We start from the raw sequence: 16,421 nt of genomic DNA, 5'->3' as shown, positions 1-16,421 counted from the left end.
GAATGTGAATAATTTTATAAGAATAGAAAAAACTAGGAAAGAAAAAGAAAATATAAAATGAGTGGAGGTTGAATAGTGAAACGCAAGCATATTATAACTTTTATACTTATTAGCGTAATGATATTGAGCCAAGTGATAGTACAGGCCAGGTTACTTCCTATTTATTCTGTTTCGACAAATGATAAAAAGGTATCACTAACATTTGATTGTGCATGGGGAGCAGATGATATTGATGATATACTAGCCACATTAAATCAAGAGGGGGTTAAGGCTACATTTTTTATGGTAGGAGATTGGATGAGAAGTAATCCTGAAGCAGTAAAAAAAATAGCAGAATCAGGTCATGATGTAGCTAACCATTCAGATAGACATCCTCATGTGACCAATATGTCTAAAGAGGATATTAAGAAGGATATCCGATTTGCTCATAATACGATTAAGGAATTAACAGGACAAGACTGTATACTATATCGTGCACCTTATGGAGAATATAATGATACAGTAGTAGAAGCAGCTACAGAATGTGGTTATTATACGATTCAATGGGATGTAGATTCTTTAGATTGGAAGAACTACGGCAAGCAAGAGATGATAGATCGTGTATTGAAACATAAGAACTTAGCACCTGGTTCTATTGTGCTATTACACAATGCTACAAAGTATACAAAAGATGCGCTACCTGAAATTATTAAAGGACTTAAGGCGAAAGGGTATGAGATTGTACCTATTTCTGAGTTGATTATAAAAGATGGTTATACAATTGATCATACAGGAAGACAATATAAACAATAAAAAAGGCCTGCTACAAAAGTAGCAGGCTAAATTTATTTTATACCTAAGGGGGTATAAGTTTATGTCGTAAAAGGATGAGAGAAATTTAAATATTCATTATAAAAGTCAAGTTGCGTTTGAAATGCTGGAAGCATAAGTTCATCTAAATGTCTACTAAGTGATAGCACTTCTTCTGATTGTAAATTATACTGTCCGTCAATGATAGCTTGCACAAGTTGTTTTTTTGTTTCAAGGATAGATTCTTGGTCTAGCATTCTATTACGCATGCTATTTTCGCCCCATTTCACAAAGTATGTTAACATGATGTCACTTAAGCTGCCTACTATATAAAATATGCAAAAACTGTAAGAATGTTACTATTAACTACATCCAGTTGTTGTACCACATTCGGCACATACTTTACATGTGCCATTTTTAATGAGTTTGGTACTACCACAGTTTGGGCAAAGCTCACCTTCTAGTGAAAAATCAGAATGGCTAGTAGACGTTCTGATAGTCTCAGCAGTAGGAGGGAAAGCTATATTAGCAGATAAGCAGGAACGTGTAGAGATTGATTGTGAGTCTGGTTTAACTTGGCAGTAAGTAAAGTCTCCTAATTCAATATCGATAATCTTGCTAATAAGATCAGAAATAGAATCTACACGTTTAATATAAGGGTGTCCTCCTACAAAGCCACTAGGCTCGAACTTTTGTCCTCGATACATTTTAGCAATATCTTGAGCGGGTACACCATACTGGAGCATTTCTGAAATAGTTGTAGAAATACTATCTAAAAGCCCTTTTACAAGAGAACCTTGTCTACCTGCGGATACATAAATTTCACCAAGTTTTCCATTATCAAAGAAGGATACTGTAATATATAGCTTTAATCCATTAATTTCAGCTTCATGTACATGTGCATTACGAATGCCTGTAGGCTTGGTGCGAATAGGTGTGTAATGCTTTTCAGGATGTTTAACATAGTCTAGAAGCTCATTGTATGATAAATCTTCTAACTTTTTGATACCAGTAGTATTAAGACTTGTGCTAAGAGGTTGAGAGGCTTTACAGCCATCTCGATATAGAGCGATAGCCTTCACACCTAATTCAAAAGAGAGCCTATAAATATTCGAAACATCTTGTTCAGTAGCATCATGTGGTAAGTTTACTGTTTTAGAAATGGCACCTGATACATGTGGTGTAAGGGCAGCCATCATTTTAACATGGGCCTCAGGTGAGATATAACGAACGCCTGAACCACATTTATTAGCGGTATCAAAGATTGCATAATGTTCTTGCTTAAGGTGTGGGGCGCCTTCAATTTTTCCATCAACTAATATGCTATAGCCATCACGTTCTTCTTTTCTCATAATATAGTCAATAATTGCTTGAGCTTCTTGTTGGTTATAACCTAATTTTTTTAGCGTAAGAGGAAGAATGGGATTAACAATTTCCATAAAGCCTCCACCTACTAATTTCTTATAAGTTACATGACTAAAGAAAGGTTCCGATGAAGTTGTAGCACAGTCCATAGCAAAGGCAATTGTACCCGTTGGTGCTAAAACAGATACCTGGGCATTTCTATATCCATTGGTCTCTCCAGATTCAAGGGCTTTATTCCATACCTCTTTTAAGGCATGGCTAAGTGTACTTTGATGTAAGTTCGCTAAAGCTGAATGAGAGATAGTAGGTGGGAGATAGCCCAATCCTTCAAATTGAGGTTGTATAAGTTGTAATCCACTGCAACGTGCATGATTGCGTAGTACACGCATCATATAAGGCTTGTTTTGCTCAAAGTAGGTAAAGGGGCCTATTTCTTGAGCCATTAAGCTAGAAATATAATAAGCCTGACCTGTAAGTAAGCTCATAAGGCTAGCGCCAATAGTACGAGCGGCTTCACTATCATATGGAAGTCCCATAAGCATAAAGAGTGCACCTAGATTAGTTAGCCCTAAACCAGTTGTTCTAAAGTGATAAGAACGTTCAGCAATTTCAGGAGTTGGGAACTGACCATGATGGATAGTAGCCTCTAATACTAGCTGAATAAGCATGATGCAGTGAAGGTAGCTTTCAATATCAAAAGTATCTGTATCAATATCATAGAATTTTAGGATGTTGATACTTGCTAGATTACAAGCTGTATCATCTAAGAACATATACTCAGAACATGGATTACTTGCATGTATACGATTCTTAGGATCATCGGCATTGCCATTTTCGCCAGCAGGACAAGTATGCCAAGCATTAATTGTATCATCAAACTGAATACCGGGGTCACCACAACGCCAAGCAGCATGAATGATTTGTTGCCATATATCTTTTGCAGGAAGTGTTTGATGAATAGTGTGGTCTACACGATTAATTTGTGAGAATGTAGCTTCAGGATCATTTAAAGAATTCATAAAACTATCACTAACACGGATGGAGTTGTTAGCATTTTGGCCAGATACAGTAGCGTAGGCTTCTCCATCGAAGTGTGTATCATATCCCATCTTACCTAATGCAATCACTTTATCTTCTTCTTTTGATTTCCAATTGATAAATTCGAGGGAGTCAGGATGTTCTAAGTCTAGAACATTCATTTTAGCGGCACGTCTTGTTGTCCCACCAGATTTGATAGCACCGGCATTGCGGTCAAAGACTTTTAAGAAACTCATAAGACCAGAAGATTTGCCACCGCCAGAAAGAAGTTCGCCTTCAGCACGAATAGATGACCAATTGGTACCTACTCCAGAGCCATATTTGAATAGTCGTGTTTCAGTAGTAAGTTGATCTGTAAGGGATTTAGGACCAAGTAGAGAATCCTTGATACTTACAATAAAGCAGGCAGAGCCTTGTGTACGTGTATAGGTGTCAGATGCTTTAACGACACATTTTTGTGTTTGGTCAAAGAAGTAGTGGCCTTGGCCTTTACCTTTAATACCGTAGGAAAGAGCTAAACCGGTATTAAACCATTGTGGACTGTTGGGTGCCCACATTTGCATAAGCATCATATAGGCTAGCTCATTATAAAAAGTATTTTTATTTGAATGGTCAATAAGGCCTTCATCTAAAGCAGCATTTACCCAGAAGTTAACCATACGATGGACAAGTTGTTTAAAGGAGGTCTCGTATCCCAAATCAGTTGGAATACCACTTTTACGAAAATATTTGCTTACAATGATGTCACAAGCAGATTGCGAAAAGTGTTCAGGAAAATCTAAGTCTGTCATATGTACGAGCACTTTACCAGTCATATGATCTGTGAGGTGGACATTTACTTTTTTCCATTTAACTAAGTCATAAACAGATTGGTTATCTTTGAGTTGGACTGTGAAGTGGGGTTTTAATAAATTTTTTAACATCATTTTAAACCTCCAATAATTTTATCTTAAAAGAATGATTATTAATTAACTCCTAATCTAACACAAAAAGAAGAAATTAACAAGGAGAAAAAAGTGACATATATAGTATCTAGAAATAAAAAAAATCAATATATATACACTGTGTCAAGATTGCCAAAGTTTATAGAACATAAAATAGAATGCTTAGTAAACACTAAAATTACAACATGAAATTATCATTTTTTACATAAGAGGAGGTTACTTATGATTACATTAGCTGTAAACAGTTGCGCGGAAAGTAGTAAAAAGGCTTTACAACTTATTTATGATCAAAGTATGCAAAAAGGATTAAAGCTCTTGCATATAAAACCTCAAGATACGTCTGTATATTTTAATAATAAAAGAATTCCTTTAAGGAATTATATTAATACATTACAGGATAAAGAAGCACCAGACTTATTAGTCGTTGAACTTACTAAAGAGGGAATTGAAAAAGCAATTTATGAAAAAATTAAATTTAATGTAGCACTTTTCTTTGATAAACCTCTTACCAAGCATATCTTAAGTAAAAATGGCATTTATACGAGACTTTTTAAGCTTATTCAAGCAACCTATTATATCATTCCTGAAACCTATCATCATAAGAATCAAAAATATATTACCTATGGATGGAGTGAAGCAGCGAATATATCTGCTTCTAGTGCAGAATTACAAGTTGATGGTTCTTTAAGCTTACAGTGTTGTGTTAATCCAAGTGAGGTAATACCAGAAGGTACATTAGATGTACTGCGAGAATTTACAGTAGAGGTACCTTTTAACAACGTAGAGGCAGCTCTAGCGGGTATTGCAACAATGATGATTTATGGAATAGAAATTAATTAGGATAAATGTTAAAAACTGTAATAAACTTGTACCATTGTTAATATAAATGATAGTGACAAAAGAATCAAATCAATACAGAACAATAAGAGGATAAGGGAGAGGTGTAAGATGATAGAACACATTTTAGAAAATAATGAAGTACTTATAATAGGAAAAGCGGTAAGTGAACTCACGTATAGCCATAAAGTATATGGAGAAGGATTTTATAGTTTTAATTTAGAGGTTCCTAGATTAAGTGATTCCGCAGATATTTTACCAGTGACAGTTTCTGAAAGGCTTCTAGCTCCACTTGGAAATATTCAAGGTAAAGTATTAGATATAACAGGACAATTTAGATCTTATAATCAGTATGAAGAAGGAAAGAATCGCTTAATTTTAACTATATTTGCATTAGAAGTAAAAGAAGTATCAGAAGAAGAAATGAAAAAAAATAAAAATACTATTTATTTAAGTGGCTTTGTATGTAAAGATCCTGTTTATCGTACAACACCTTTCGGTAGAGAGATTACAGATTTATTACTTGCAGTAAATCGTTCATATCATAAATCTGACTACATACCATGTATTACGTGGGGAAGAAATGCAAGGTATGCGCAAAATCTTAAAACAGGTGCTCATATTGAATTATGGGGTAGAATTCAAAGTAGATCTTACCAAAAGAAATTAGAGACAGGAGAAGCTATGAGTAAGGTAGCTTATGAAGTTTCTATCTCTAAAATGGAGATATTAGAAGAGGAAACAACTCCAATTGAGGGAGGAGAATCCTAAAAGAAAGTATAGGTGAAGGAATCGGCACAGAACCTTAGTGACGATTCCTTTTTTAGTGGAAAAATTCTTTATTTTAGAGTATAATCTAGGGATAAGAAAGGGAGAAAATATGTATAAGCTTGTTAGACAAAAGAGAAAAACACTTGCCATTTATATACAAGATGATTTAACAGTTTTAGTAAAAGCTCCATATACAATAAACAGTAAGATGATAGATGAATTTGTAGCTAAACATCAAGAGTGGATTAATAAAACAGTAGAAGAGAAACAGCAACGATTACAAGCAAAGGACTGGCTTGCAAAAAGAGAAATTTTATATTTAGGGGATAAATTAGCAGTTGAGATAGAAGAAAGTTTAACATTAAAATCAACTATTACAACAAGTGATAAGCACTTTATTATTATTACTCCGAATAAAAATGACCTCTTTCTTATAAAAAAACAGGTTGAAATGTACATGAAGAAACAAACACTAAAGTTACTGACACAGTTTACACAAGAGTATTGTGACTTATTAGGGTGTAAATATGAAAGAATAACCATCAGAAAACAAAAGACAAGATGGGGAAGTTGTTCTGCAAGAGGAACATTATCGTATAACGTAAGACTAATAGGTGCGCCAATAGAAGTTATTCGATATGTAGCTTTACATGAAGTTGTACATTTAATTCATTTTGATCATAGTAAGGCCTTTTGGCATACTATAGAACAAATTATGCCAGACTATAAGTTAAGGCAAAATTATTTAAAAGAAAACGCAAATATTTTAAACATATAAATTGAAGAGGTGACAAAGATGAAACAAGGACTTACGCAGGTTTATTGTGGACCAGGTAAAGGTAAGAGTACAGCAGCTATTGGGCTAGGAATACGTGCACTAGGCAATAACCTAAAAGTCATTATGATTCAATTCCTTAAAAATGACAATACAGGTGAATGCAAGACATTAAAGTCATTAGAACCTGGATTTAAAGTTTTTCACTTTGAAAAGGAAAGAGGATTTACTTGGACCTTATCAGAGGAGGAAAAAGCAGAGCTTGCTCAAGAGATTCACATGGCACTTAAATTTGCTAAAAAAGTAATGGATACAGGAGAGTGCGATATCCTCATTTTAGATGAAATTTTAGGCGTACTTCAACTTGGATTTGCAGATTTAAAAGAAGTTTTACAGCTTGTAGATGATAAGCCAGAATTTATGGAACTTGTACTTACAGGGCGTCAATTACCAGATGAGCTAAAAGAAAAAGCTGATTATGTAAGTTATATTGATGCAGTAAAACATCCAATGGAAAAAGGGATTCAAGCAAGGGCTGGTATTGAATTTTAAATGTATACCAAAGAGAAGGTTAAAGAGGGGATTAGGATGAAAAATAATTTATTAAGTTTCGGTATTGGGGCTGTGACGTATTTATTACTTATTTTACTAGCTTATTTTAACTTTGAACTATTTAAGTTTGCACCAATCCTTATTGTGCTAGGGACATGTGGAACCTATTTGTTATTAGGGTATCTATTAGATAAAAAAGGAATATGGGGAAGTAGAATAGCTATCTTCTTAACCTATATAGGAGCAGGTATTATTTATGCAGTAGGAAGAGGGATCCAAAGTACAGAACTTATTACTGTATTTAGAAGAATGGTACCTCAAGTATATCATTCTATCGGTAAACTAGGTGGAGCGATAGGGGTAGAAATTTCAAGAGATGTAGATGTAGCTATTGGGCTTGCTGTATTCTTAATTGTAGCATTAGGAATGTTAGAATTAGGTAGAATCATTAGAGGGAGCAAAGGTCAAGCTTGGGGTGTATGCTATAATTTGATACTCACAGGAACAGGTTACTTCTATCTCTTTATGATAACTCACATTATAGTAATGTCCTTCCCGACACTAATAAACGATTCGAAACAAAAGATGATTTTTGGAGCCATCATGACAATAGTCATTTTTGTAACATGTTTCTTCTTAGGTAAGCTTTGTCGTACACTACAAAGTAGAGTGTTACAATGCTTATCTAGCTGTGGTATAACAGTTATGTTATTTGTGTTATATGGGTTAGGCGTATTTTTAATATGGGATATAGGAATCTATGAACGCTATATGTTACCTGTTGCAACTTCATATATAGGTACATTGTGCAGGTCACTTGGTGTAGTACTTGGAGCCAAGGCTCAAGTGATTAGTCAATATGGAGTAGTCGCAAGTAGTCTTATGATTTTAGCACCTACTTTACTTATTATAGCTGGTAAATTCTCTTCTTTAGATAAAACAAAGACTGAAGAAGTAGAAGTTTTAAAAGAAATAATAATAGAATAGAAGAGGCTGTTGCAAAAGACGTAAATAGCGTATAAAAAGTTTTGATATATGAAAATGAGCTATAAAACTAATTAGAAGTTTAGTTTTATAGCTCATTTATTTGTTAAGACAATAATTATTAATTATATGACAGTCTTTATTGATTTAAAAGATGTTCCATATTATATAGTCCAGGTGTTTTAGGAGCTAAGAAAGCAGCAGCTTTAAGAGAACCTACTGCAAAGACTTCTTTAGATGCTGCAGAATGAGATAAAGTAATCACTTCATCATTTCCAGCAAATAAGATGTCATGTTCGCCTACAATAGTACCACCACGTACTGCGTGAATACCTATTTCGTTTTTAGGACGTTTTTCACGTACACCTGAACGGTCATATCTTAATTCATAATTTTGATCAAGAGTATCTGTAATTGCATTTGCAATAGCAAGTGCAGTACCGCTTGGAGCATCAACTTTTTGATTATGATGTTTTTCAATAATTTCAATGTCAAATCCGCAATCAGCGAGTACTTCTGTTGCACGTTTTGCTAATGTAATAAGAAGATTGACACCAAGAGACATGTTAGCAGAAAAGAAGATAGGAATCTCTTTACTAGCCTCATGTAAGAAGTCTATATCTTCAGGAGAAAGTCCGGTTGTACAAACAACAACAGGAATTTTCTTTGAAATAGCATGCTCAAGAAGAGGTCTAACAGCACTAGCAGTAGAAAAGTCGATAATAACATCTACAGGCATAGTACAGTTTTCGATACGATCGAATACAGGAAAAGCATTTGGTACAGAAAGATTAGGGTCTACACCAGCTACGATGTTTAAGTTTTGATGGTCTTTAACGATACGTGATATGGCTTGCCCGATTCTTCCATTACAACCATGTAATAATATATTGGTCATGTGTGTCACCCTTTCTATAAAGTATTAGTCAATAAGTGAAACTGCACGAAGGGCAGCTTTAACTTTTTCTTCGTTAGTTGGCTCTAAGTTTGTTAGAGGTAATCTACATGGACCAACTTCAAATCCCATATAATTAAGTGCAGCTTTAACCGGAATTGGATTAACTTCACAGAAAAGTGAATCTACAAGAGGAAGATAATCTAATTGAAGGTTAAGAGCCTCACGAGTCTGACCTTGAAGGTATAAATTAACGATATCATGAGTCTCTTTAGGAGCAACGTTTGAAAGTACAGAAATAACACCTTTACCACCAAGTGCAAGTACAGGAATAATCTGATCATCGTTACCAGAGTAGATAGCAAAATCAGGTCCGCATAAACGAGCAATTTGTGCTACTTGTGAGATATTGCCGCTAGCTTCTTTGATACCAACTACATAATCACGTTTTGAAAGCTCATAAGCTGTTTCAGGAGCAATGTTAACACCTGTTCTAGAAGCCACACTATAAAGGATCATAGGAACATCGCAAGCTTTACCAATAGCATCAAAATGTTCAATAAGTCCTTTTTGAGTTGCTTTGTTGTAGTAAGGTGTTACTTGGAGTACTCCATCTACACCGAGAGCTGCAGCACGTTTAGTAAGAGTAATACCATGGCGTGTATCATTGCTACCAGTTCCAGCAATAACAGGAACGCGACCATTTGTGCGATCTACAGCTATTTTAATACATTCTAGTTGTTCTTCATCTGTCATAGTAGAAGCTTCACCAGTTGTACCACAAATTATAATAGCATCTGTATGATTATTTATTTGAAAATCAATTAATTCTTCTAACTTACCAAAGTTAATACTTCCGTCTTCGTGGAAAGGTGTAACGATAGCTACACCTGCACCTTCAAAAATTGCCATTTATCATCAGTCCTTTCGATTTACATCATATGTTGGATAATCCATTCAGCGATCTGAACCGCATTGCTAGCAGCACCTTTACGAATGTTGTCTGCTACAACCCATAAGTTCACACCGTTATCAACACTTTCATCACGACGAATACGTCCTACAAAGACTTCATCATGACCAGTAGCGTTTATTGCAAGTGGATAAACATTATTAGCAACATCATCTTGAATAATAATGCCTTCACCTTTTGAAATTACATCTTTAAGTTCATTTATCTCAAATGGTTTATTAAGTTCAACATTTATACTTTCGCTGTGGCTGTTGAAAACAGGTACACGTACAGTTGTAGAAGTGATACGAAGAGACTGATTATCAAAAATCTTACGTGTTTCTTCTACCATTTTCATTTCTTCTTTTGTATAACCATTTTCTAAGAATACATCAATGTGAGGTAAGCAGTTATTTGCGATTTGATGAGGGAATTTTTTAGGTGCATTACCTTTAAGTCCTTCTTCAAGATCACTCCAGCCCCCCATACCAGCGCCTGATACAGCTTGGAAAGTAGTGTAAACTATTCTCTTAATACCATAGTATTCATTGAGTGGTTTAAGTGCAACAACTGCCTGGATAGTTGAGCAGTTAGGATTTGCAATAATACCTTTATGTGATCTAATTGCTTCTGGATTAACTTCAGGTACAACTAGAGGAACATTTGGATCCATACGCCAAGCAGAACTATTATCAATAACAATACAACCGCTTTCGGCAGCAATTGGAGCGAATTTTAAGCTTGTGCCACCACCGGCAGAGAAAAGAGCAATATCAATTTGGTGTTCTTTGAAACTTGTTTCAGTAAGTTCAAGAACAGTGTATTCTTTACCCATGAAAGTAAGTGTTGAACCTGCTGAACGAGCAGATGCAAATACATAGAAGTTTTCAATAGGTAAGTTCTTTTCTTCTAACACCTTTAAGAATGTACGCCCTACCATGCCTGTTGCGCCAACAACAGCTAAATTAATTTTTTTCATAATTAAATCCTCCCTAAAATTGTTAAAATAATAAAAGCCAGCTTAGTGGGTAAGCTGGCTGTGAATCCAAATGATGTAAAGTCATTTATAAAAATCATTTACGAAAATCATTTAAACACAGTAGCACACCACCTATTGTATAGCAAAAGGTGACAGTTGTATAGTTATTAACTATACCCCCAGGAACAAAGTGTGCAAGCGTTTTACTCCTTCGGCGATACGTCCTTTCCTATTTAGTCATTTCTTCTTGCAAAGATCATAAAAAGTACTGATAAGCATCGCGCCTCTACGTGATTGGAAAAATGCGTATTTAATTGTGTCTAATGATAGCATGGGTTAAAAGATGTGTCAAGGTTATAAAAATTAAAAATAATTACAAACAATTATATATAACCATATAAACAATATTATATGCATGATTTGAGAAAAGGTGTAAGAAAAATAAAAAAGTAGGGTAAGGGTGTATATTTTAAGGATAAACTATCCATACTTTAGAACATGAATACAAAAAAGGAAGGGTATATTATGAACAATAATGGAAATTCAAAAGAAAAGTTATTTGATGCACTTTCACCAGATCAAAAAATGAAATTAGAGATTGCAGAAGAACTTGGACTTTTAGAAAAAGTACAAAAAGATGGATGGAAAAGCTTATCACCTAAAGAAACAGGACGCATTGGTGGACTTATGACTAAGAAGAAACGTGAACTTAAAAATAAAGAAAATGAAAATATGTAAAGAATAGTTGAAAGGAAATAGACATTGAAAACAGGAAACTGATTCAATGTCTATTTTTTTATGCGAAAAAAGAATTTTGAATTGAAAGAAATATTGTGATAGGATAGGCATAAGAAAATTTGAAAGAGAAATGATGTGATTGTATGAAAGCAAATTTAAAATTGATGAAGTCCTGGTTTGTAAGATTGTGCGTACTTAGAAATTTAAGACAAAGTGAGTTAATAAGTCAATTAGAAGAGGTCATTGAACATTTTTTAGAAGAGAAGGACTTAGAAATATTAATTGAAGCCTATAATAGCTTTACTTATAAATTTTATACTATACAGCCTTATCAATCTTTAAAAGGTTATATAGAAAATAAGCTTTTATATGGAGAAAATCTTATAACATATTATTTGGAGCAAGAAAAATTAATCCCTCAAACTATTAAGCAAAGTTTAGAAGTAGAATTAAATCTTTTAGAACAAATAAGTGGTATAAACTCTAGGATATTTAAACAAATTTTATTAGAACATAAAGATGCAGTTTGTATGCAAGGAGCAATAGAAGGACTTTTAGATTGGGGAAATGAGGAAGAGCGTTGTGTCGAAGTATTAGGAAGAGAGGGATGGGGGGATAAAGCAGAAACTTTACTTGAGTTTTATCATCAGAGAGGTTGTGGTAATTTTGCTAGATACTATGCATTTAAATGGGATGATAGTAAAGGATATAAGGAGATTGTAGGTATTAAGAAACCTGACTCAATAGGGCTTAATGATTTAATTGGCTATGAGTTACAAAAACAAGATATATTAAAAAATACTCATACCTTTTTAAAAGGATATCCAGCCAATAACCTGCTTTTATATGGAGCTAGGGGAACAGGTAAATCTTCTATGGTAAAAGCTATACTTAATCATTTTGCAAGTACAACAAAGTTAAGAATGATAGAGATAAGAAAAGACCAGTTAATGCATTTAAAAGAGTTAATGGGGTTAATTCAAAATAAACCTTACTATTTTATTATTTTTATAGATGATTTGGCCTTTGAAGATAAAGAAGAAACTTATACAGCGCTTAAAACCATTTTAGAAGGTGGATTAGAAGAAAAGCTAAAACATATGGTTATTTATGCAACGTCTAATCGTAGACATCTTATTCAAGAACAGATGAGTGAAAATGAGTTACATGGAAACGATACAGTAGAAGAAAAACTTTCTCTTTCTGATAGATTTGGTATGCGAATTGGTTTTAGTAGTCCTAATAAAAAGGAGTATTTAGATATTGTAAAGGGAATTGTAGCCCAGAGAAATATTCAAATAGATGAGCAGGTTTTAGAAAGAGAAGCATTGAAATGGGAAATGTGGAATAACGGAAAATCAGGACGTACAGCTAAACAATTTGTTAATTACATAGAGGGAGAGTTAGAATCTTTATAGAACATTTGAGGAAAAAATGATACACTAATACGGTTAAACTAGGAACAAAGGGGAGTGGAGTATGCGCAAGATTATACACGTTGATATGGATGCTTTTTTTGCACAAGTAGAAATGCGTGATAATCCACGCCTAAAAGGTAAGCCACTTATTGTAGGTGGTGATCCTAATGAACGTGGTGTTGTAGCAACGTGTTCTTATGAAGCGAGAAAGTATGGGATTCATTCTGCAATGCCAGGAAAAACAGCAAAGGTACTTTGTCCCCATGCTATTTTTGTTAGACCGCGTTTTGAAGTATATAAAGCTGTATCAGCTCAAATAGGTGAGATTTTTAGGCGTTATACAGATAAAGTAGAGTTTTTATCATTAGATGAAGCCTACCTAGATGTAACAGAAAATAAGAAGCAAATGTCCTCTGCTACACAGATTGCTAAGGAAATTAAAGCAGCTATATGGAATGAACTGCATTTAACGGGTTCGGCAGGGGTATCTTATAATAAATTTTTAGCTAAGATTGCATCAGATTATGAAAAACCTAATGGTTTGACAGTTATTACGCCCGATAAGGCACAAGAACTTTTAGATAATCTACCTATTAATAAGTTTTTTTTAGTAGGTAGAGTGACTGCAGAGGAATTGAAGAAAATAGGAGTACATTACGGAAGAGATTTAAGGAACTTAGAGCTGAGTTACTTAGTAAGTGTATTTAAAAAACGAGGTTATCTTTTATATGACTTTGCAAGAGGAATTGATGAGAGAGAAGTGGAATGTAGCAGGGTACGCAAGTCAATAGGAGCAGAGACAACTTTTAATGAAGATATACGTTTAAGTAGTATAGAAGCTAAAGAGGCTTTAGAAGCACTGGCGGAAGAAGTAAGTTTAAGAGTAAAACGTCGAGGTGTATGGGGAAAAAATGTAACCTTAAAAGTTAAGTTTAGTGACTTTAATCAAATTACAAGAAGTATGATGACCAGTTCTTCTATTATTGAGCCGCAAGAAATTATGAATTATGTGGAACAATTGATGCATAAAGTGGATAACTTAGATGAAAAGGTAAGATTATTGGGGATTACATTATCTCATCTTATGACTGAAGATGAACGTAAGCATGAAAATATTTCATTATTTGAATATATGGATAGTTTGAAATGAAAAATAGACCATGAGAACGAGTTTCTCATGGTCTATTTAGTGGATTGAAGGGAGAAAAATTTATGTCTATCATTAATATAACCAAATCAAGTATAATTTATGATAGAAACCAAAAGAATATTTTATTAGAAGGAATTAATATGTAAATTTTAAATTACATTTGCATAGAAAAAACTGCTAGTGTACAATAAAGTTTAGTCGTCAGATAAAGAGGTGGAAAAATTGGACATTTATAATGATTTTGCAATGATTTATGATACTTTTATGGAAGATACACCTTATGTACAATGGGTAGACTTTATACAAAGTGTGATTAAAGAACACGGTATTGAACCTAAACTTATTTGTGATTTAGGTTGTGGCACAGGAACAATGTGTGAACTCTTTGCTGATCGTGGTTTAGACGTTATTGGGATAGATGGGTCAGAAGAAATGTTGATGATTGCTAGGGAAAAGGAATTAGAAGCTGGGCGTGGCATCTTATACCTTATGCAAGATATGACAGAGTTTGAGCTTTATGGAACAGTTGATGTTATTTATAGTAGCTGCGATAGTATTAATTATCTTATGGAAGAAGAAAAAGTACTATCTATGTTTAAATGGGTAAATAATTATCTTGAAAAAGACGGATTATTTATCTTTGATGTGAATTTACCACATAAATATAAAACCCTTCTAGGGGATAAAGTATTTGCAGAGCAGACAGAAGAGGCCGCATATATTTGGGAGAACTTTTATGATGAAAAACAACAAATCAATGAGTTCTATGTAAGCTTCTTTGTACAAGATGAAGATGGACGTTATGATCGTTTTGAAGAAGTCCATTATCAAAAAGCTTATTCAATAGAATGTATTAAACAAATCATCGAAAAAGCAGGCTTAGAACTTGTTGCAATTTATGATGATTATACACATAAATCTTATAATGAAGAGACACTTCGTGCTACTTTTGTAGCAAGAGAAAAACAAGTAGACGGAAAAGTTTACGTGGACTAAGGAGGATATGATGAAAAACTATATTGTAAGAGGAACAGATAGTAGTAGACAATTTAGATTTTTTGGTGCGAATACAACAGAACTTGTGAATGTTGCAACGGCACATCATGGTACATCACCAGTAGTATCAGCAGCACTTGGACGTACAATGACAGGTACACTTATGATGGGTGCTATGTTTAAAAATGACTCTGATAGAGTATGTGTTATGATTAAAGGGGATGGCCCTATCCAAGGTATTACAGTAGAGGCTGATGCAAAAGGTAATGTTAAAGGTTACCCTCATCAAGCGATTGTAGATATTCCTAAAAAGGAAAATGGTAAGTTAGACGTAAGTGGTGCAATAGGAAATGCTGTCATGACAGTAATTAAAGATATTGGTATGAGAGAACCATATACAGGACAAGTACCTATGCTTTCAGGTGAAATTGCAGAAGACTTTAGCCTTTACTTTGCAGACTCAGAACAAACGAATACAGCAGTTATTCTTGGTGTACTTATTGACCGTGACTATAGTATTAAACAAGCTGGTGGAATTATTATTCAAGTACTTCCAGATGCTACAGATGAGGCAATCACACAAATAGAAGAAAGACTTAAGACTTTTACATCTCTTACAAGTTATATGGATGAAGGTAAATCTATTGAGGATATAATTAAAATGCTTCTTGGAGATGATATTGACATCATGGATACGATGGAAGCTAGATTCAAATGTGATTGCTCAAAAGAACAAATGGAACGTGCTCTTATTAGCTTAGGAAAACAAGAACTTACAGATATCGTAAATGATGATCAAGAAGATCTAGAACTTGTATGCCATTTCTGTAGTACAAAATATGAGTTTGATAAAAAAGATTTAAAAGAAATTTTAGATGAACTTTAAAAAAATTTAAATAAAACATTTAAACAATAATAAATGCACAAATGAAAATTGGTGTTTTAGTATAAAACAGACTAAATGCACAAAAAAATGTTTTGAATTGTTGACAACCATGTTGGGATTTGCTAAACTAATTTTAGCAAATATCGAACGGGGTGTTACTGGTAAAGCAGGCAAAACCAAATTTTGCGGACATAAAAATACATATTTTAGTAATTTAAAATATATATTTTTTGTGTGTCCCAAAATTTGGTTTTTTTGTTTTCTAGGAAACGTACGATATTAAGCGGTGAAGGTGGATAAACTGTACATATTATACTTATTAAAACATATCACCTTTAAAAATGAACAAATA

At 33.8% G+C, this 16,421-nt stretch carries 16 protein-coding genes and 1 riboswitch; of the genes, 11 read left to right on the top strand and 5 right to left on the bottom strand.

Annotation, left to right across the window (positions count from 1 at the left end; genetic code table 11):
* Window positions 1-75 precede the first annotated feature (75 nt).
* On the top strand, window positions 76-792 hold the full coding sequence (locus BN2390_RS01935; protein ID WP_242847636.1) for a polysaccharide deacetylase family protein: 717 nt from the start codon (window positions 76-78) through the stop codon (window positions 790-792).
* Window positions 793-851: 59 nt separating this feature from the next.
* Here the strand turns inward: BN2390_RS01935 and BN2390_RS01930 are convergent, their stop codons facing one another.
* On the bottom strand, window positions 852-1,058 hold the full coding sequence (locus BN2390_RS01930) for an aspartyl-phosphate phosphatase Spo0E family protein (RefSeq protein ID WP_053982663.1): 207 nt from the start codon (window positions 1,056-1,058) through the stop codon (window positions 852-854).
* A gap of 93 nt (window positions 1,059-1,151) precedes the next feature.
* The gene (locus BN2390_RS01925; RefSeq protein WP_053982662.1) at window positions 1,152-4,118 is read right to left on the bottom strand and encodes a vitamin B12-dependent ribonucleotide reductase; all 2,967 of its coding nucleotides are present in this window, start codon (window positions 4,116-4,118) and stop codon (window positions 1,152-1,154) included.
* A gap of 240 nt (window positions 4,119-4,358) precedes the next feature.
* Here BN2390_RS01925 and BN2390_RS01920 point away from each other — a divergent pair, with 240 nt between their 5' ends.
* From BN2390_RS01920 to BN2390_RS01900, 5 genes are all read left to right on the top strand, one after another.
* Entirely contained in the window at window positions 4,359-4,976 is a 618-nt protein-coding gene (locus BN2390_RS01920) for a hypothetical protein (RefSeq protein WP_053982661.1), read from the top strand.
* A gap of 108 nt (window positions 4,977-5,084) precedes the next feature.
* A complete protein-coding gene (locus tag BN2390_RS01915; protein WP_053982660.1) occupies window positions 5,085-5,744 on the top strand; it encodes a single-stranded DNA-binding protein in 660 nt (219 codons plus the stop codon).
* 109 nt (window positions 5,745-5,853) lie between these two features.
* Entirely contained in the window at window positions 5,854-6,522 is a 669-nt protein-coding gene (locus tag BN2390_RS01910) for a M48 family metallopeptidase (protein WP_053982659.1), read from the top strand.
* An 18-nt stretch (window positions 6,523-6,540) separates the two neighbouring features.
* Window positions 6,541-7,071: a cob(I)yrinic acid a,c-diamide adenosyltransferase gene (locus BN2390_RS01905; RefSeq protein ID WP_053982658.1), complete on the top strand. Its 531-nt coding sequence runs from the start codon at window positions 6,541-6,543 to the stop codon at window positions 7,069-7,071.
* 36 nt (window positions 7,072-7,107) lie between these two features.
* Window positions 7,108-8,058 carry a hypothetical protein gene (locus BN2390_RS01900; protein WP_053982657.1) on the top strand — a complete coding sequence of 317 codons (951 nt, stop codon included), beginning with the start codon at window positions 7,108-7,110 and terminating at the stop codon, window positions 8,056-8,058.
* A gap of 136 nt (window positions 8,059-8,194) precedes the next feature.
* Here the strand turns inward: BN2390_RS01900 and dapB are convergent, their stop codons facing one another.
* The 3 genes from dapB to BN2390_RS01885 are packed head-to-tail and all read right to left on the bottom strand — an operon-like array spanning window position 8,195 to window position 10,881.
* Window positions 8,195-8,953 (bottom strand): 4-hydroxy-tetrahydrodipicolinate reductase, encoded by a 759-nt coding sequence (gene dapB, locus BN2390_RS01895; RefSeq protein ID WP_053982656.1) that lies wholly within the window; start codon window positions 8,951-8,953, stop codon window positions 8,195-8,197.
* A gap of 24 nt (window positions 8,954-8,977) precedes the next feature.
* A complete protein-coding gene (dapA, locus tag BN2390_RS01890; protein WP_053982655.1) occupies window positions 8,978-9,862 on the bottom strand; it encodes a 4-hydroxy-tetrahydrodipicolinate synthase in 885 nt (294 codons plus the stop codon).
* 20 nt (window positions 9,863-9,882) lie between these two features.
* Window positions 9,883-10,881 carry an aspartate-semialdehyde dehydrogenase gene (locus tag BN2390_RS01885; protein WP_053982654.1) on the bottom strand — a complete coding sequence of 333 codons (999 nt, stop codon included), beginning with the start codon at window positions 10,879-10,881 and terminating at the stop codon, window positions 9,883-9,885.
* A gap of 113 nt (window positions 10,882-10,994) precedes the next feature.
* A riboswitch (Lysine riboswitch) is annotated at window positions 10,995-11,178 on the bottom strand.
* A gap of 228 nt (window positions 11,179-11,406) precedes the next feature.
* Between BN2390_RS01885 and BN2390_RS01880 the strand changes: the two genes are divergently transcribed.
* From BN2390_RS01880 to hslO, 5 genes are all read left to right on the top strand, one after another.
* Complete coding sequence (locus BN2390_RS01880) at window positions 11,407-11,619, top strand: alpha/beta-type small acid-soluble spore protein (protein WP_053982653.1); 213 nt, start codon at window positions 11,407-11,409, stop codon at window positions 11,617-11,619.
* A 143-nt stretch (window positions 11,620-11,762) separates the two neighbouring features.
* Window positions 11,763-13,037, top strand: coding sequence for an ATP-binding protein (locus BN2390_RS01875; protein WP_053982652.1), 1,275 nt, complete (start codon window positions 11,763-11,765; stop codon window positions 13,035-13,037).
* Window positions 13,038-13,098: 61 nt separating this feature from the next.
* The gene (gene dinB, locus BN2390_RS01870) at window positions 13,099-14,187 is read left to right on the top strand and encodes a DNA polymerase IV (protein ID WP_053982651.1); all 1,089 of its coding nucleotides are present in this window, start codon (window positions 13,099-13,101) and stop codon (window positions 14,185-14,187) included.
* 213 nt (window positions 14,188-14,400) lie between these two features.
* Window positions 14,401-15,183, top strand: coding sequence for a class I SAM-dependent DNA methyltransferase (locus tag BN2390_RS01865; protein WP_408633715.1), 783 nt, complete (start codon window positions 14,401-14,403; stop codon window positions 15,181-15,183).
* Between the two features lie 10 nt (window positions 15,184-15,193).
* Window positions 15,194-16,069: an Hsp33 family molecular chaperone HslO gene (gene hslO / locus BN2390_RS01860; protein ID WP_053982649.1), complete on the top strand. Its 876-nt coding sequence runs from the start codon at window positions 15,194-15,196 to the stop codon at window positions 16,067-16,069.
* Window positions 16,070-16,421 lie beyond the last annotated feature (352 nt).

Origin of the sequence: Niameybacter massiliensis (assembly GCF_001282685.1) — a bacterium.
Lineage (GTDB): Bacteria > Bacillota > Clostridia > Lachnospirales > Cellulosilyticaceae > Holtiella > Holtiella tumoricola.
Note: the sequence above shows the minus strand (reverse complement) of the source record. Positions and strands in the feature narration are given on the sequence as shown.